This window comes from Agarivorans albus (assembly GCF_019670105.1).
In the GTDB taxonomy this organism is placed as follows: domain Bacteria; phylum Pseudomonadota; class Gammaproteobacteria; order Enterobacterales; family Celerinatantimonadaceae; genus Agarivorans; species Agarivorans albus.
This window is the reverse complement of sequence record NZ_AP023032.1, coordinates 3,805,677-3,822,900: the sequence shown is the minus strand read 5'-3', so window position 1 is coordinate 3,822,900 and position 17,224 is coordinate 3,805,677. Positions and strand designations below refer to the sequence as shown.

General features: G+C 44.1%; 13 protein-coding genes. 6 read left to right on the top strand and 7 right to left on the bottom strand.

Annotated features, from left to right (window positions below; all coding sequences use genetic code 11):
- The first annotated feature begins 55 nt into the window (after positions 1 to 55).
- The gene (locus K5620_RS17360; protein WP_016401625.1) at positions 56 to 2,140 is read left to right on the top strand and encodes a carboxypeptidase-like regulatory domain-containing protein; all 2,085 of its coding nucleotides are present in this window, start codon (positions 56 to 58) and stop codon (positions 2,138 to 2,140) included.
- 71 nt (positions 2,141 to 2,211) lie between these two features.
- Here the strand turns inward: K5620_RS17360 and K5620_RS17355 are convergent, their stop codons facing one another.
- Both K5620_RS17355 and K5620_RS17350 read right to left on the bottom strand, forming a co-directional pair.
- Positions 2,212 to 3,042, bottom strand: coding sequence for a type 2 periplasmic-binding domain-containing protein (locus K5620_RS17355; protein WP_221077406.1), 831 nt, complete (start codon positions 3,040 to 3,042; stop codon positions 2,212 to 2,214).
- Between the two features lie 2 nt (positions 3,043 to 3,044).
- Positions 3,045 to 4,334 carry a GGDEF domain-containing protein gene (locus tag K5620_RS17350; RefSeq protein WP_016401623.1) on the bottom strand — a complete coding sequence of 430 codons (1,290 nt, stop codon included), beginning with the start codon at positions 4,332 to 4,334 and terminating at the stop codon, positions 3,045 to 3,047.
- A 274-nt stretch (positions 4,335 to 4,608) separates the two neighbouring features.
- On the opposite strand from K5620_RS17350, the gene K5620_RS17345 reads away from it, so the two are divergent.
- The 5 genes from K5620_RS17345 to K5620_RS17325 all read left to right on the top strand — a co-directional run bounded on the left by K5620_RS17345 (position 4,609) and on the right by K5620_RS17325 (position 11,323).
- Positions 4,609 to 5,580, top strand: coding sequence for a MalM family protein (locus K5620_RS17345; RefSeq protein ID WP_016401622.1), 972 nt, complete (start codon positions 4,609 to 4,611; stop codon positions 5,578 to 5,580).
- Positions 5,581 to 5,971: 391 nt separating this feature from the next.
- On the top strand, positions 5,972 to 7,324 hold the full coding sequence (locus tag K5620_RS17340) for a carbohydrate porin (protein WP_016401621.1): 1,353 nt from the start codon (positions 5,972 to 5,974) through the stop codon (positions 7,322 to 7,324).
- A gap of 326 nt (positions 7,325 to 7,650) precedes the next feature.
- Positions 7,651 to 9,672, top strand: coding sequence for a methyl-accepting chemotaxis protein (locus tag K5620_RS17335; protein ID WP_016401620.1), 2,022 nt, complete (start codon positions 7,651 to 7,653; stop codon positions 9,670 to 9,672).
- Between the two features lie 129 nt (positions 9,673 to 9,801).
- Positions 9,802 to 10,314 carry a hypothetical protein gene (locus tag K5620_RS17330; RefSeq protein WP_016401619.1) on the top strand — a complete coding sequence of 171 codons (513 nt, stop codon included), beginning with the start codon at positions 9,802 to 9,804 and terminating at the stop codon, positions 10,312 to 10,314.
- A 520-nt stretch (positions 10,315 to 10,834) separates the two neighbouring features.
- A complete protein-coding gene (locus K5620_RS17325; protein ID WP_215426390.1) occupies positions 10,835 to 11,323 on the top strand; it encodes a DUF2937 family protein in 489 nt (162 codons plus the stop codon).
- A gap of 238 nt (positions 11,324 to 11,561) precedes the next feature.
- Here K5620_RS17325 and K5620_RS17320 read toward each other — a convergent pair whose 3' ends face one another.
- Genes K5620_RS17320 through hydA form a run of 5 tightly spaced genes read right to left on the bottom strand, consistent with a single transcriptional unit; the run spans position 11,562 to position 16,780 of the window.
- Entirely contained in the window at positions 11,562 to 12,566 is a 1,005-nt protein-coding gene (locus K5620_RS17320; RefSeq protein ID WP_016401617.1) for an ABC transporter substrate-binding protein, read from the bottom strand.
- 40 nt (positions 12,567 to 12,606) lie between these two features.
- Positions 12,607 to 13,569, bottom strand: coding sequence for an ABC transporter permease (locus K5620_RS17315; RefSeq protein WP_016401616.1), 963 nt, complete (start codon positions 13,567 to 13,569; stop codon positions 12,607 to 12,609).
- Complete coding sequence (locus tag K5620_RS17310) at positions 13,562 to 14,449, bottom strand: ABC transporter permease (protein WP_016401615.1); 888 nt, start codon at positions 14,447 to 14,449, stop codon at positions 13,562 to 13,564. The genes K5620_RS17315 and K5620_RS17310 overlap by 8 nt, the downstream gene beginning before the upstream one ends.
- A gap of 20 nt (positions 14,450 to 14,469) precedes the next feature.
- Positions 14,470 to 15,303 (bottom strand): ABC transporter ATP-binding protein, encoded by an 834-nt coding sequence (locus K5620_RS17305; protein WP_016401614.1) that lies wholly within the window; start codon positions 15,301 to 15,303, stop codon positions 14,470 to 14,472.
- A 37-nt stretch (positions 15,304 to 15,340) separates the two neighbouring features.
- Complete coding sequence (hydA, locus tag K5620_RS17300) at positions 15,341 to 16,780, bottom strand: dihydropyrimidinase (RefSeq protein ID WP_016401613.1); 1,440 nt, start codon at positions 16,778 to 16,780, stop codon at positions 15,341 to 15,343.
- Positions 16,781 to 17,224: the final 444 nt, after the last annotated feature.

Genomic DNA, 17,224 nt, shown 5'->3' with positions numbered 1-17,224 from the left:
ATCGGGTAGGCACTTTTGCACCTGAAATTTATTAAAATTAATAAGGATATTAGTGATGATTGAAATGCTCAAAATTTACTTTTTGGCAATATGTTGTGCCTTAATGCTGGGGTGTGGAGGCAGCAGCGAGACAGACCCCGAGCCACAAAACGCTTATCAAGTTGCTGTCACGGTAGTGGATGCAAATAGCCAATTACCATTAGCAGATGCTCAAGTAAGCATTGCAGAGCAGGCTCAAACAAGTGATCAACAAGGTTACTCTAGCTTTGAGCTAGCTGCTGGTAGCTATTCCTTAAGCGTGAGTTTGGCTGGCTATCAAACTCACCAACAATCTCTAGAGCTTGGTGAGCAAGGCTTAAGCGTAAGTATTAATTTGGAGGCGCAACCAACAGTTAGCGGGCCTTTATATGTTTTTCACTCCGACAATGATAGCTCGTATAACATTGAACACTGGGGAGATAACTGGGGATCTGGCAGTGTAATTAGTGACCTTGATGACGCAAGTATGGGTCGCGTTGTTAATATCACCAGTGGCACCGCCTGGGGCAATAAAGCGTCTATTGCTTGGGGGAATGAGCCTGAAAATGCGGTAGCGATTGATGCTTATACCCACCTTAGATTTAAGATAAAAGCCAATTCCTTTACTGCGGTAGAGGTGGTATTGCAAGGGCCAAGCAATCCTGAATCTAAAGTTGCTTACGCCTTGAGCAGCGGCACGCCATTAGAAGATGGTTGGGTAGAAATGGAAGTTCCTCTGCCCTATGGCTTTAGCCAGCTAACTTGGCTAGGCTTAATTTTTGATAGCACCATCAGTGATAGCTTGTTGCTCACAGACATTTATATGTTAAGCCAAGAGTTAGTGACTAGCCAACCAAGTAGCGCTGCACCACAGCCACCTGCCTTAGCCGACAACGAAGCAGTAGTGATTTTTAGCGATAGCTTAAATGAAGACCAATATATATCGGTGTGGAACTCCAACTGGTGGAATGCGCCATTTTACTCGCCTGGAGTGATTGATGATAACAACTATGCCCGTTATGAGATTGCCGGATTGGGCGTAGAAGGCGGTGTTACTGGTATCGAGTTTGGTATTGAAAATGGCAGCGTTGATGCCTCTTCTCACGTGAATATGAACCTAGATTTGTATTTAGAGGCGGGCATTAGTCAACTGGAGATCCACTTAGTCTCCAGTGATGGCTCAGCTTTGTATAGTGTTATTTCTCCTCAAACTGAGCAATGGGTGTCTTATCAAATTCCCTTTGCTGAAATGCAAGATGCTGATGGCGAAGGTGACGGCGTATTAAACCCAGCAACGTTAACTATGGCCGGCATTAAGTTGTGGGGAGAGCCGGGTAAAGCAGTGTTCTTAGATAACCTGTACTTCTCTGGCCAGTCAAATACCTTCGAGTTAGCAGTAAGTGTTGTAAACCAATCCTCTCAAGCCATTGCTGGAGCGCAGGTGAGCGTGGGTGAGCAAAGTGCAACTACTAACGCCAGTGGTGTGGCTTTCCTTAATCTTGCAGAAGGCGAGCATAAGGTTAAAGCCGATGCCAGTGGTTACGGTGCGGCGCAAAAAAATCAGCAGCTATTGGGAGCTGATGCCAGCCTAGAGATTGTGCTGGTAGCAGAAAACCCTGGGCCAAGCGTTGCGGCAAACGTCGCTAGCGTGAGCGATGATGAGGTATTGGTTTTATACAGTGATAGTTTACAGGTAGATAAACCGATTTCTTATTGGTCTGATAATTGGTGGAATGCGCCAAGCCATAGTGAGATTCAAGTAGCAGGTAACAATGTTGCTCGCTTGCAGATTATTCCAGATGGCGTTGAAGGCGGCGTAACGGGCATTCAATACGGTATTCAAGATGGGGTTGTGAATGCTTCTGGCATGACTGGCTTGCGCTTTGATATGTATGCTACCAGTGGTGTTAGCCAAGCGGTATTCCAGGTTGTCTCTGCCAGTGGCCCGGTTATCCATACCATGCTGCCTGTAGCAACCGAGCAGTGGATTAGTGTTGAGCTAGTATTTGCAGATATGGTTCAACCCGGTGCTTTTGATGCCGCCAGCTTATCGCAACTTGGTGTGCAGCTTTGGGGTACCACTAGTGACAGCGTATACCTAGACAACATCTACTTTTACTAGCTTGCATAGCTAACTCAGCAAAAAGGAAGCCTTGGCTTCCTTTTTTGGTTGTGTGGTTTGCGCGTTTAATCCTAGGGTGGATTAAGTGTGATTATGCTTGCTGGAGCGAGTTGGTTGAGTTTATCCCAGCCTTGCTTAAAGTCGCTTTCACTAAAAAACAGCTGGTTATAGCTGCCGTCATTTAGAGCTAGATAAAGCCCTTTTTCTAAACGTTCTGCGAGCTCAATATTGTCTTTATTCACGTAGAAAAAATATCGACAAGTGTACTTGAGAACCACGTTATCCAGTAATTCAAACTGATTGGTGTGAGCTGCAAGCTCAGACCATACCTCATGCGCACCGCGTGAAAGGTAATCAAAGCGGCCTGCGGCCAACATAGGTAATAAGCTATGGTTTACCGAAGTAACAGGCTCGATGCCGTTGTAACGCATTACTTTGGTATCACTCCAATAGGTACCAGAGCCTGCACTAAATTGACGAAGTTGGCGTAAAGTCTTTATATTTTCAAAGCGCTTGCTATCGCCTGCTTGTACTAACAAAAAGCGATATTGGCCAAGGCCTTGTAATAAGTCGAACTTAACAGGGCGCAGTGTTTTATTACGCTGTTTAGTGGCTGTGGACCACATTACGTCTATGTATTGCTTGTCTTGTAAATAGCGGCGCAAGCGCTCATTGCTTAGCTCTCGCTCAAAAGGTTGAAGATTGGCAATGCCATACTCTTGTTCGGTTTTGGCTAGGGCAAGTGCCAGAACTTTTTCAAAATATTCTGAGCGTTGGCTGAACTTAGGATAACTAATGGTTTGTGGGTTATCAGCCATAGCATCATAGGGCAGCAATAGACCTAGCAATAGTGCAGTAGCGAGTGTTTGTTGTGCCCAAGGCTGCATGAGTATTCGCATCATATTTAACTAAATTCAATTTTGTTTCGGCCATTCATTTTGGCCTTATATAGCGCTTCATCCGCACGCTTAAACCAAGTATCAATGTTGGCCGAGTTTAGCTGTGCAACGCCAAAGGAGCTGGTTACTTGTTGTTGCTCTATTAACGGGCTGTTCGCGATAAGTGATCTAATGTTTTCGGCTAATACACAAGCCCCTTTTAACTGGGTATTGGGACACACAATCACAAACTCTTCGCCGCCCCAGCGGGCAAATACATCTTGGCCTCTAATAACCTCTGCTACTTGCTGACTGATAGATACTAATACTTGGTCTCCCACATCATGACCATGTTGATCATTTATTTGTTTAAAGTGGTCAATATCAAACATGATTAAGCTGGCTGCTTTAGATGAATGGGAGAACTCACTCATCAATGTGGAGAGTGTGCTACTTAAGCCGGCTCGATTAAGCAATTTAGTGAGGGGGTCGTGCTTTGCCATGGTTTTATATTTATCGCGCTCAATGCTCAAAAAGCTATTGATTTTATTAAGCTCTTCAGTTTTATTTTTCGATATTATGTATTTATTGCGCATTTTTCCGGCAAGGAAAATAGCATGTACCACTATGCTGGCAATCCATAGCGACAGCAGCAAAAAGTACAGATCTCTAGCGTTTATCCACTTACCACTAAAGCTAAAGGCATGCAGGGTAATTTCTAAATCTTTAAGTGAACGATTGTCGCCAGTCGCAATTTGTAAATACTCTACATTATCTAACCTAGCACCAGTGTCTATACCGTAGGGTTTGGCAAATACCCACCAAGATGGCACATAAAACTGATTTAACGCTAATTGATATTGAGCGCGTCCAATGGTTGGGTTGATGGCTTGAATATTGGCGCGAGTATGGCTGATTCTGTCATTACCATTTGGTAAGTCTTGCTCATTATTGAGCAGGTAAATCAGCACAGTGTCGCGCCTTAGATCAACGGTGGTTAAGTCTATCGTTAAAGTGTCAAACTTAGATAAGTCGGCATATTGTTTTAGCTTGGCTTTAAGTGGAATTAACATACTGCAAAATGGAAAAGTATGAGAGTTTACGGTTTTGCAGTGCAAAGTGACATTGGCATCGTTAACCTTAAGAGTACCAACAGATGCTCCCCCATTTATGTCATCGTTAAGTGCCGTCGCATTAAAGTGCTGATCAACCGGGTAGTTTAGCGACATGTTCATACCAAACTGTTGCCACAACATAAGGCTTATGGTGAATACCACCAACAAGGGATAGTAGATTTCTTGTCGACAATACTTCATTACTTTTGTTACCTCTGGTATTGCTTGGCGCAGTAATGCTATCTGGTAGGCATCTCACAAAACGCGTTATTGATTAATATTTGCCTTGTATTTGGCAGCAGAATTATTACATTGATAAAAAGAAAGCGCTTACTTTGATGTGTTGAACGTGAAGTTTGTCGGTGTTTTTACTCTAAAATGCTAAGCGGAACACATTTATAGGTACTAAGTGGCAGGGCTGGAAGGCCCGTAGCACGCGGTGTGGCGTGCATTGCTAGAGATAAAGGGAACTGTTATGAAAACAATTTTGGCCGCAAGTATAGTGTTAGCCTTGACCGCTTGTAGTAATAATCAAAGCATGATTGTTGACTACGGAACTGACGATACCAAAGATATTCAGAAAATTGCGCCAGAAGAAGGTTATGCAGCCTTAAAGCAAGCTGCAATATGTTGTGAATCTTTAAAGCAGCTTGATTACCAATTAGTTACTGCGCCAGGCAAGTTAGATTTTACTATTACGGCCAGTGACCCGGTATTTAACTTTAGCTCTGGGCGCTCCTTTGTAAAGGCATTTGAGCTACCTAATGCGCAAGGAGCAACCAATATTGATGTATCGGCCCCTATAGTAAATAGTGTGTTTGTACCATCGATTTTGGTGCTTGATGAAGATCATCAACCTTTGCAGTTATTCGACGACACTACGATTAACTACGATCCCAGCTCTATTGTTAGCGTAGATCGTTATTACGGCAATATATTGCTGCCGAGCCGCTACGGAGACCAGCAAAAGGCGAAATACCTATTGGTGTTTACTACCACCGAAGCAATGCAGCAGCAAACTAAGCTGAACCCACCAGACAGTAAGGCCGCAGAAACTGGCAGAGTAGATGTAAATATGAAGATTCATATGAACAAGCCTGTACCACATACTGCCATTGGCGCCGCTCGCCTCGCTTTTGATTATGTCCCAGCAGAGAAGCAAAATGCTGATGCGCTTGCTGCAGCTGCGGTAGTTACAACTAGCAATAGCGCTGTAAAGGTAGAACCTAGTCAATCTAGTGTCGATAGTATTTCCGCTAACTCAGCCAGTAGCAATACGCAAATATCTAGCATAGAACCAGAGGTAGCGGCCATGTTTGAGCAACTTATTCAGCAAGCAGTTGCCGATGGGAACTATGATAAAGCTCTAAAAATAGTTAAAGACGCTGAGCAAGCAGGTTTAGTGAATGCCAATGAGGTTTTTGTTAAGGCTGTAAAAGCACAGTAAAGTTTAGTTATAACCTTCTTCACACTCTAGTTAACTGCGCCCGCTGGTAACGTAGAGTGTGAATTTGCTACAAAATTCTTAACCTATCTCCACTTAGCTTGATTTTATTCATATAACTCTTTGATTTATATATATTTAATTCATTTAAATTCAAATAGTAAGCGCTTTCTTTTTGTGTGGGGGCGGTCACATTATGTTATTTGCTAAATATTTATACTAAAAATGAAAGTTTTTTAATGTGTTTTTACTGGTCTTTGTCTCATTAAGCCGTTTGTGGCTGTTTTGTGAGCTTTGTGCATTAGAGATTTTCATTTTTTTAGCCAAGAAAAGAAAGCGCTTACTTTTTGATGGTTGTTTTATATGGAAAATACTGACTTTTAATGGAGTTAAAATGAAATTGTCTAAACTATCGCTTGCGTGCTTAGCTGCAGTGTCTAGCTTGTCTCTCTCTGGTGGTGCTAATGCGTCTACCGAAGGTTTTGAGTTTCATGGCTACTTTCGTGCAGGGCTACTAACAAGTGCCGAAAACGATTTTAAAAAATCTAATTTTGCAGGCCAAAAAGAAACCTTAGGTCGTTTAGGCTTGGAAGCCGATAACGATGCTAGCCTTAACTTTGCTAATACTTGGGCCTTTGATGATGGCCGCTCAGTTAAAGTAAATGTTGGCTTAGGCGACTACGGCCAGGAGAGTTCTCTAAGCGCCAGCGCCGATGCCTTCCAAATGGGTTTTGGCCAGTTATTTATCGAGTTTGATGGCATGTCCTCAAGTGGCGTGTTCTGGGGTGGTAAACGAGAATACGGTAAAGATAACTACATCTTTATGACCGACTTTTTCTACAGTGATATGTCGGGTACCGGTGTAGGTATTACTGGCTACGAAGTGGGTGATGCACTGCTGGATTTTGCCTACATTGCCAGTGATCGCGTAGACCCTGATATTGACCGTTGGGCGACTGACGATGCAGGTAATTTAGAAAACCTTAATAACATCATGCATGCCTTTCAATTTGGTGTGACTTATGGCGCGCTTGAACTGTCTGCTATGTATAAAACCATGCCAGATAACTGGGATATGGATGGTAAAGAGTGGGCCGAAACGGGCTACGATTTAACCGCTATTTATACCCTTAATAGCTTCTTTGGTATTCCTGGTAATGGCTTCTCTAAAATTATTGCTCAAGCCGGTAAAGGTTTAGGTTCGGGCAACTTGCTAGCAGGTACTATCACTTCTTATAACGCTTACCACCCTGGTTCGCAGTTCCAAGGTGAACACCCAGATTGGACCTGGAGTTCAGCGTCTGCTGGTGGTGATGCCAACCGCTTGTTAACTATGGTTGATGAGAAAGATACCTCGGCACGTTTATTACTGTGGGGCGGTTACACCTTAGATAATGGCATTGGCTTCTTCCCGTCTATTCAAGGTCAATACAATGACCACCACGAAAATGATCTAGGTAGTTACGACTACTGGATTTCTGCAATGGTTCGCCCAACGTTCCCAGTAAGTGACCACTTCTACGTGCAGGGTGAATTAGGTTATGTGCATAACAACTGGAGTGGCGCCACGTCTAACCAGTCTAAAATTACGGTTGCACCAACCTTCATCTTACCTACCGGTATGGGACCTGCTCCAGAAATTCGTTTCTTAGCTACATATCTGCCTAAGTCGTGGACTCATACTAACGAATCGGGTGAATCAGATAGTGACTTCATCTTAGGTTTCCAAGCCGACGTGTGGTGGTAAACCCTTTAGAGCCTCTACTTAATTAGAGGCTCTAGCTAGTTCAAAACGTTTCCTTTCGTTCTTTACCTTTTTATTGGGGTAGGCGAGGCAATAACGCGGTTAACTAGGCAGCGAGCAATAGAGAGCTGAACAATTGCACGCTAGCTTAAGTAACCACGAATACTGTTTGTGTAGGACTGTATTTAGTAGCGCTTTTGTCTCGTCCTTTTTTAACTACTTGCCAACTTAGGAGTCAGATAATGGTTTTGATAGGAGTATTTATTTTACTGGTAATTAGTTATGTCGTTGTTATGGATATTGTCAACATAGTAAATTCTTGGTGATGTATGATTAGATTGTTCTCAAATAAAAAAGCCCGCAATACCTCTTTGGTAAGGCGTATGTACTTAGGCTTTGCGGTAATGGTGTCGCTGTTTATTGTTACTGTTGTTTTAATGCTTAATGGCACTAGTCGGGTTCACCAGCAACTGCTGATGGTGAACTCCGATGCACTTCCTCTAGTCACCTATTCCAATCTCACCAGTGTAAACTTGCTGATTGCCGATAAAACTTTTAAAGATTTTCTTACCACGGAAAACAGCGCCAAGCAGCAAGAGTTTGCCGATAAATTTGAGCAAGACCATCAAGCATTTTTAGCAGCTCTGGCAAAACTTAAGCAAGCTACACCTAAAGGTTCTTCACTAACTGAGCAACTGTTTGCATTAGAAGAACTAGAGCAACGTTATTTTGCCGAATCTAAACTGGCTATGGCTAACTACCGTAACCAACTTTCTGCTCAAAGTGAGCGCCGAATAACCGCTCGCCGTTTTCAACAACTGCAAACCGAATTGCGCTTAGGCATGAGCGAGTTTGTAAATAGCCAAGATGATCTAGCCATAAAACTAATGGCTAAAAGCTATTTTGAAAAACTAAAACAAACCGAAACCATTACCTCAGATGCCTTGGCTAGTGATGATGTGAAAGCCATTGCCGAGGCAATCAAAAACAATAAGCGAAGTGTTACCAGGCTTAATTTTTCTTACCAAGGCCTAGCCACACAATTGCCCGAACTTAGCCAGCATTTTGACCAAGCAACTGAACAGTTTATTCAAGACGTAGGCAAAAAGGGTGGGGTATTAGACTTACATCACCGCTCGGTTAAATCACGCAACTTACTGTATCAAAATATTGCAGTGCTGGCCGAAGAGGTAGATAGCGCGCTAGCCATTTTAGGCGAGTTTAGACAAGCGGCTAACGTACTCAAAGATAGCGCTATAGATAGTGCCGAATCTATTTACCGCGATAGTTACCAGCATGCTTTTGTTATTGGTGGCGTGGTGAGTGTCTTCTTATTGTTTTTGGCGTGGATCCTCTCTCGTAACGTGCGCAAGCCTTTAGCCAGTATGCTGCAGACCTTAGAAGCGCTTACCGCTGGTGATATGCGCCAGCGAGTGGATAACCATAGCTTTATCGAATTTGAACAATTGGGCGCGCACATTAATACCTTAGCGAGTCACTTGCAGAGCATTTTGCAAAAGCTTGGGGTAACTTCTACTAACCTGGCCGAAGTGTCTGCGCAAAACCAGTCTGCTATGTCGGAATCAAGTGATCGCCTTGGCGAGCAGCGCCATCAAACGGCTACTGTTGCGACCGCCATGACCGAAATGGAGCACTCAGTTAAAGATGTAGAGGCAAGTGCGAGAAGCTCGATGCAAAAGGTGGGCGATGTAGAGTCTGCAGTGCGCACCGGTAGTTTAGTAATGAGCAACAACACAGCCACTATTAATACCCTATCTGGTCAACTTAATGAGTCGGTAGACGCGGTTTCTGCGGTGCAGCAAATGAGTGTAGACATTGGCTCTATTCTCGACGTAATTCAGCAAATAGCGATGCAAACCAACTTATTAGCGCTAAATGCCGCCATCGAAGCTGCTAGGGCGGGTGAGCAGGGGCGTGGCTTCTCGGTAGTGGCCGACGAAGTGAGAGTGTTGGCAAAACGCACCACTGATGCAACCAGCGAAATTGAAGAAATGATCCAAGGTTTACAAGATAAATCAGAAGATGCTAACGCAGTGATTCAACGCTGTGTGAGTGAAATGCAAAACAGCGTGGAGCATTCAGAGCAAGCTAATAAAGCCATGAATGATATTCAAACCAGCATCGCCGAAATTAGCCAAATGAGCTATCAAATAGCTCATGCCGCTGAAGAGCAAACGACTACCGCCAATATGATTGCTCGTAGCTTGGAGGATATTAATAACGTTGCTGATTCCAATACTCACTCAATGAAGCTTGTAGCTAAAGTGAGTAATAAGCTCGACGAATTAGCCCATCAGCAAAATGAGCTGGTATTGGGTTTTAAAGTGTAAAGAGCGCCAGATAAAGCACAAGGATGTGCTGCGTTAAGTAAAGCAAGGCTCAGTGGTTGATAGCCTGAACTAAGCGTTATCAACTAGGGAAGCAACATGCAACAAATTGGTCATTACAAGGAGTGGGTTTTGAAATCGATTATTTGGCTGGGCTTGTTCGCATTGCTTGTGTCTCCTAGCTTGTTTGCCTACAACAGCTTTAGGGTTAAAAACCAACCCAACGAAACCATTAGTAACAATGCGCAAATCACCTATAAAGAACTGTTCACTAGTGCGGGAGTGCTTAAATCGAACATTCATGGCTTGGTAGGTTTGGTTAAGCATTACGGCATATTCAAACTTAGTTGTGCTGCCGAGGGTGGGGTAAGGGTCGAACACAACATTTTAAGCGCTCAACATAAAACCTTGTACCTCGATGGTAAGGCCTTAGCGGTGGATTTAAGCCACGGTTTGCCTGAACCAGTTATTGCTAATTTAAAAGTGGCTAATTCAGTCAGCTTCGCACAAGAGATCACCAATACTGCTGGAGAGGTTATTCCGGCTAATCAGGTTATTTCGCTAGCAGGCTTTGAGGCATCTTATTATCGGGTGAGTTATTTGTGTAATGAGCAACAGAAAGTGACGGCTGCACTGCGATTGTAAAAGGATTGTTCAGGCTTAGTTGAGCAAAGGCTGTTTTATTGGTTGCTAAGTAATTTTTTGTTGCTGCACCGACAGAAAACCAATGATAGAAGTTGTAAGGCAGATTAGTAATGTGTGGGGGATGCATACGCATAAATTTAGTTTGAATTGAGTAATCTGGGTGTAGTTTATTTATTATTTTAAGTTGACGATTAGTTTAAGTAACCCTGAATGTAACCCTTTGCCAACCTCATTGATTTTTAATGATTTAAAATCAATACGTTAATTGCATTGTTCAAGTCCGGCCTCTGTACCATATTTAGAAAAAGCCGTCCTAGTGACGGCTTTTTTGCGTTTTGATGCCGGAGTTTTCCCTTTATGTGTCATCATTTAGCCCAATCGGACTTCAATCAAATAGCTTAAACAAGCAATCTTGTTTCACGTGCTTATTGGTGGGTGTTATCAATCAATGGCTTTGAAGTAAGCTCTGACTTCGCTTATTGTTCTTGTCTAGCATTGGTTGTTAAGAGGGTGTGGTTTGTTGGTTAATACCATAGACAAGGTTTTATTTGCGGTTCTGCTGTTGGGCTTTATGCAGTTGCCGCTGTTAAGCAATCATTACTTGCAGTTTGTCAGTGGCCAACATGATGTATTGCAACAGCAAGTGGACAACTTTCAACAGAATGCCGAGTTGCACCAATACTCAAGCATTGACGCGATGATTGATGACTTTAAGAATAACTCTAACTTGGCGGTGCGCACAGACGCCGAGCAAAAACAGCAAACCATGTATGAATACGAGGAGCTGAACCAAGCCATTATAGTCTTTGAGCAAGGCACTTATTATCAGAAAGCCAAATACATGTTTAGCCCTCAGCGCTGGGAAACGCTTGAAAAAGTACTCGCTAACTTCAAACCTGGTATATCTTTAGAGCCATTATTCTTAGCCTATAGTGGATTGGCCGCTTTGTTGTTTGGCGGCCTGCTGATGTGGCCGATTAGAAGGGCGGGGCGGACACTTAAGTCTTAATACCAATCGTACTAAGTAACTGTTCATTCTATCTGGATAAAATACTAGATAACTGCGTTAGAATTTTTGATTGTAGAATAACTACTTATCGAAAAATCCTGGCTTATTCTCGAGTATTTATCCTGCGTTATTTCTGATTATTTACTTAGTGTGATTGGTATAAGTGAGAAGTCGTTACCAGCAGATAGTTAAAAGGCTGCATTAAGCAGCCTTTGGATTAGCGAGATCTGACTATTTTTTATAGTTTTGCCGCGGCTTCGAAGACTGCATGAGTGTACGCGCCTTCCGGTTTTTTGGTGATTACCGGCGTCGAATCACTATCCAGTAGAACGTTCACAGTGCGGTCAAAGGCTGCTGGGTCTAAGTAGCCGATACCTTTATCACTGCTGGCCAGTAATTTGGCTACTTCGTTAGCCATACGAATTTGGTGCTCTTCTGTTTGAGCGCCAGTATCATCGTAATCCAATACTATTAGGCCTGCTTCTTTAGGGTTAGCTGCCGCCCATTCCCAGCCTTGAATCGTTGCCTTTAAAAACTTGGCATAAGTAGCTAGTTTCTTACTGTCTTTTAAGCTGTCTTCTAGTACATATAAGCCGTCTTCTAAAGTGGCTACGCCTTCTTCTTCATACTTAAACAGCATCAGTTCTTCATTGCTTAAACCGCCATCTAACACTTGGCCATATTCGTTGTAAGTCATGGTTGAAACACAATCTGCTTGGCCTTGGAAAATGGGGTCTACATTAAATCCCTGTTTTAGAACTGTAACTCCATCTTCGCCGCCCGTTGTGTCGTAGCCTAGTTTAGACATCCAGCTCAAGAACGGGTATTCGTTACCAAAAAACCACACTCCTAAAGTTTTGCCTTTAAAGTCGGCAGGGCTAGAAATTCCGCTAGATTTCAAACAGGTTAACATCATGCCCGATTTGCCATAAATCTGCCCTATGTTAACCAGTGGTAAGCCTTTTTCTCGTGTTGCTAGTGCTGAAGGTAGCCAGTCGACCACTACGTCGGCTCCGCCACCGGCAAGCACTTGTGCTGGGGCTATGTCGGGTCCGCCTGGTTTAATGGTTAAATCAATTCCCTGGTCTTGGTAAAAACCTTTGTTTAGCGCTACGTAGTATCCAGCAAATTGAGCTTGAGTTACCCACTTTAGCTGTAAAGTCAGCTTCTCTGCTGCAGATGTCCCAAAACTAGCTGCAAGTAATGCAGCGCCTGATGCCAATGAAATCAGTTTCTTATTCATAGTTAATTCCCTTTATTACAACAATGCCTGAGTGTGTAAATTAGCGCTTATGGCTTCCTCTAAAAGCGGGATGCCAAAACAGTAATGACCTTTCTAAAAGAGCCAAGGCTCCGTAACTTAAGGACCCCGCAATTGCTGCAACAACAATCGTGGCCCAAACCATATCCATGTTCATTCGGCCTACTTCAGTAGAAATCCGAAAGCCCATACCTACGATAGGTGTGCCAAAAAACTCAGCCACAATTGCGCCAATGAGTGCCAGCGTAGAGTTGAGTTTTAAGGCGTTAAAAATGAACGGCAAAGCCTGTGGTAGTTGGCTTTTTATAAAAATCTGTGACTTGTTAGCAGCGTAGGTATGCATGAGGTCGTTATGAATGGCGTCGGTTGACTGTAAACCCGCAAGCGTATTAATAAACATTGGGAAAAATGTCATAACTACAATCACTGCGGCTTTTGATTGCCAATCAAAGCCAAACCACATCACCATGATAGGCGCGATACCAACAATTGGGATCGCCGACATAAAGTTCCCCAATGGCACTAAACCTGCTCGCAAAAACCGGTTTTTTACTGCCACTTGAGCAACTATGAATCCAGCGCTGCAACCTAGGAGGTAACCCGCCAAAACCGCCTTTAAATAAGTTTGCTTAAAGTCGGCCCAAAACATCGGTAAGTTGTTAGTTAAACTATAAAAAATATCGCTAGGTGCTGGCAGCAACACGGCTGAGACGGCAAAGCCTACCACTATGCTTTGCCAAGTAAGCAGTAGCATAAAGGCAAACAAGCTAGGCACAAGTACCTTCGTAACAGCAGCGTAGCTAGGGCGAGTTTCGGCCAGTTGAGTGAGTTGACTGAGTAAGGCAGAAACAGCATAAGCAGATACCGCAAGCAGCATAAGCAAGGCTGGCGATTGTTGATAGAAGCCTTGCTCACTCGAGCTTACTAAGGCTAGTTGGCCGGCCAACAGGCTGAGGTAAACGATGGTTAAAACATACTTAGGCATTGCTCAGCCCTCCACGACGTTTTAGCAAGGCGGTTTCTGCTAGGTTAACTATCCATACCAGTAATGAGCCAAGGAGTGCTGCCATGATCAGCGCTGCCCAAATTTGTTGCGTTTGGCCATAGTAAGAGCCACTTAACAAGCGAGAGCCCAACCCACCCTGAGCACCTGTTGGCAGTTCGGCAACAATGGCCCCTACTAATGCGGCCGCAATGGCCACTTTTAAACTGGCAAATAAGTAAGGTTGCGCCGAATACCATCTAAGTTTCCAAAAGGTTTGTAGAGCGCTGGCATTGTAGGTGTGCATGAGTTCTACATGCAGAGTGTCTGGGGCGCGCAAGCCTTTTACCATGCCAATGGTGACCGGGAAGAAAGACAAGTACATAGAAATAACCGCTTTAGGTAATACCCCGGTGATATTTAACGCACCTAATACCACCACAATAATTGGGGCAATAGCGAGTATTGGAATGGTTTGGGAAGCAATAATCCAAGGCATTAAACTAGCTTCCAAGGTCTTGTTGTGAACGATGCCAATGGCAATCACAATGCCTACAACAGAGCCCAAAAGGAAACCAAGCATGGTCGAGTTTAAGGTGATTAAGCTATGGTGAACTAAGGAGCGCTTAGAGCTAATTGCCGTATCAAAAACCGACTTTTTTAACTCTAAGGCTACTTGATGTGGGGCCGGCAGCATGGGGCGTTTTACTTGATAGGCTTGGCTAATAACTTGGCTGTATGTCCACTGTTGTTTTTTCCGTTCTAGCTGGTTGATTAGCTGGTTACCATTCATCAGCAAGGCAGCGATATACCAAATGCCAATAATGGCCAAAATCATACTGACGACTGGTAGCCAATTGGCGCGGAAGTTGAGGTTTTTCATATCACTACTCTCCCATGAATCTAATCAATGGCATGGTCGTTGGCTAGGGCGCTACGAATTTCGGCAGCCAATTGATGAAAAGCCGCTTGGTCGCGTAATGCCAGTGTTTTTAACCTAGGCAAGGGGCTCTCAATCACTTTTACTATTCGCCCAGGTCGCGGCGACATCACCACGATATGGGTGGAGAGAAGCACCGCTTCGTCGATAGAGTGGGTGACAAATACCACGGTTTTTTGTGTTTCCTGCCAGATGCGTAGTAACTCCATGTTCATGTGGTCACGGGTAATTTCGTCTAGAGCTCCAAAGGGCTCATCCATTAGCAGTAATTGCGGATTAATGCATAAAGCACGGGCTATTGAGGCGCGTTGTTGCATGCCTCCTGATAGCTGCCAAGGAAACTTGTTGTGAAAGTCTTGTAGGCCAACCATTTTCAGGTTTTTATCAATCTGCTTTTGTTGATGAGCACCAGACCGACCCGATATCTCCATTGGCAGGGCACAGTTTTGTTGAATGGTGCGCCACGGTAGCAAGCCCGGTGCTTGAAATACGTAGCCATAAAGTCGATTAAGTCGGGCGTCTTTAGGAGAAGTGCCGTCTACTTTGATACTGCCAGAAGTGGCTTGTTCTAAGTCGGCAATTACCCGCAACAGGGTGGTTTTACCGCAGCCTGATGGCCCAATAAATGAAACGAAGTCGCCTTCGTTAATATTCAAGTTAATGTTTGAAAGGGCATTTACTGGGCCGTCGTTGGTAGTAAACACCAGCGACAGATCCTCTATCGAAATCATTGAACGTTTGAGTTCAGCAGCTTGGTCTATTGTTTGTTCATCCATGACTTGTTTAATTGCTAGCATTGTTGTCCCTCTATCTTGCTATTAACTCGGTAAATAGTTAGCGCTGTACTGGCACTGGAGTATTTGCCTTATTAAATTTTTCCACGGCATCAAAAATAGAAGGGAAAGCAGGTCGTTTTATGTAGCGCCCGGCTCCTTCCTCTACAAACAACTGACCATCTTTAAATACCACCTTACCTTGGCTAATAGTGATGTGAGGAGCGCCGGTTACAGTGCGCCCTTCAAAGATATTAAAATCAATTTTCTGGTTATGGGTGGCGGCCGAGAGGGTATGTTTTTTCTGAGGATCCCAGATAACGATGTCGGCATCTGAGCCCGCAGCAATGCTGCCTTTTTGTGGGTAAATATTGAATATTTGGGCCGAGTTAGTCGATGTAACCGCCACAAATTCTTGCTCGCTTAAACGGCCTTGATTGACGCCCGAATCCCAAAGCACCATCATTCGGTCTTCTACGCCGGCAGTGCCATTGGGTATTTTGCTAAAATCATCTTTCCCTGCCGCTTTTTGCTCAGCACAAAAACAGCAGTGATCAGTGGCGGTAGTTTGTAATGTGCCACCCTGTAGTGCTTTCCATAATACCTCTTGGTGACCTTTAGGTCGGAAAGGCGGGCTCATAACATGAGCTGCCGCAGTCGCCCAATCAGTGCTTTGATAAACGCTGTCATCTAACTCTAAATGTCCGGCTAAACACTCGCCGTAAACTCGCTGGCCTTCATGGCGAGCTCTGGCTATTTCATCTACCGCTTCTTTACATGAAACGTGCACTAAATACAGAGGTACGCCTAGAGACTGTGCGATACGGATCGCCCTGTTGGCGGCTTCGCCTTCTACTTCGGTAGGCCGAGAAAGGGGGTGAGCTTCTGGGCCGGTCATGCCAGCTTCAAGCAGCTTTTGTTGCAGGTGATAGACAAGCTCGCCATTTTCCGCATGCACCGTAGGCATAGCGCCTAACTCTAAGCAGCGATTGAAGCTGTTCACCAAGGTTTCGTCTTCCGCCATAATGGCATTTTTATATGCCATAAAGTGTTTAAAGCTGTTCACGCCATGTTCGTTAACTAACAGGCCCATATCTTGGTATACGCTGTCGTCCCACCAGGTTACCGCTACGTGGAAAGAGTAGTCAGCTACCGAGCGCGAAGCCCAATCTCTCCAAGTATTAAACGCTTCCATCAAGGGTTGCTGAGGATTGGGAATTACAAAGTCGATAATCATGGTAGTGCCGCCGGCCAAGCCAGCAGCAGTGCCGCTATAGAAGTCTTCGCTTGCCACTGTTCCCATAAATGGAAGTTGCATGTGAGTGTGCGGATCGATACCTCCAGGCATCACCAGCTTACCTTTGGCGTCGATGACTTCGGTATCGTCGGGAACGCTTAGGTTCTCGCCTACTGCTTTAATCAAACCGTGTTCACAGTAAACGTCGGCAAATATGCTTTGATCAGCGTTTACTACCTTTCCACCTTTTATTAATAAACTCATGGCTCACAAACTCCATTTCGACTTGCTTAAAGACAACACCATGCTTGAGGTGTTCTCCTATCTCTTTTGAGGTATCTATGTTTATGCAATCTGCTGACCATATGGACAGAAGTTGTATTTGAGTGTGCTGTAAGCCGCGTACTTACTTGGCTTGAGTGCTTAAAGTGGCAGTGTTTGTCGAGCTTGGTAAAGAAGGCTAACGCCTCAAGGCTGGGCGGTTAAGCCCAATATTAGTGCATAAAAACTGAGCGATTTACTCGGGAATTAACTGTTTTTACTGATGTTATTTGTATGTGTTTTATTTATTTTTAAATAAATCAATGGTTTATGTGTTTATGGTTTATATCCTGTCCGCGTGGTCAGTAGTTTGCATGTGTCCACCTCGTATAGAACTGATTTGTTACTTCACTGCTTAGTACTAGGCGTATTTTGGTTATTGGAGGC

What these genes read in the sequence shown, in the direction of transcription:
- K5620_RS17360 (WP_016401625.1), top strand. Translation starts at nt 56, where the DNA reads ATGATTGAAATGCTCAAAATTTACTTTTTGGCAATATGTTGTGCCTTA.
- K5620_RS17355 (WP_221077406.1), bottom strand. Translation starts at nt 3,042, where the DNA reads ATGATGCGAATACTCATGCAGCCTTGGGCACAACAAACACTCGCTACT.
- K5620_RS17350 (WP_016401623.1), bottom strand. Translation starts at nt 4,334, where the DNA reads ATGAAGTATTGTCGACAAGAAATCTACTATCCCTTGTTGGTGGTATTC.
- K5620_RS17345 (WP_016401622.1), top strand. Translation starts at nt 4,609, where the DNA reads ATGAAAACAATTTTGGCCGCAAGTATAGTGTTAGCCTTGACCGCTTGT.
- K5620_RS17340 (WP_016401621.1), top strand. Translation starts at nt 5,972, where the DNA reads ATGAAATTGTCTAAACTATCGCTTGCGTGCTTAGCTGCAGTGTCTAGC.
- K5620_RS17335 (WP_016401620.1), top strand. Translation starts at nt 7,651, where the DNA reads ATGATTAGATTGTTCTCAAATAAAAAAGCCCGCAATACCTCTTTGGTA.
- K5620_RS17320 (WP_016401617.1), bottom strand. Translation starts at nt 12,566, where the DNA reads ATGAATAAGAAACTGATTTCATTGGCATCAGGCGCTGCATTACTTGCA.
- K5620_RS17315 (WP_016401616.1), bottom strand. Translation starts at nt 13,569, where the DNA reads ATGCCTAAGTATGTTTTAACCATCGTTTACCTCAGCCTGTTGGCCGGC.
- K5620_RS17310 (WP_016401615.1), bottom strand. Translation starts at nt 14,449, where the DNA reads ATGAAAAACCTCAACTTCCGCGCCAATTGGCTACCAGTCGTCAGTATG.
- K5620_RS17305 (WP_016401614.1), bottom strand. Translation starts at nt 15,303, where the DNA reads ATGCTAGCAATTAAACAAGTCATGGATGAACAAACAATAGACCAAGCT.
- hydA (WP_016401613.1), bottom strand. Translation starts at nt 16,780, where the DNA reads ATGAGTTTATTAATAAAAGGTGGAAAGGTAGTAAACGCTGATCAAAGC.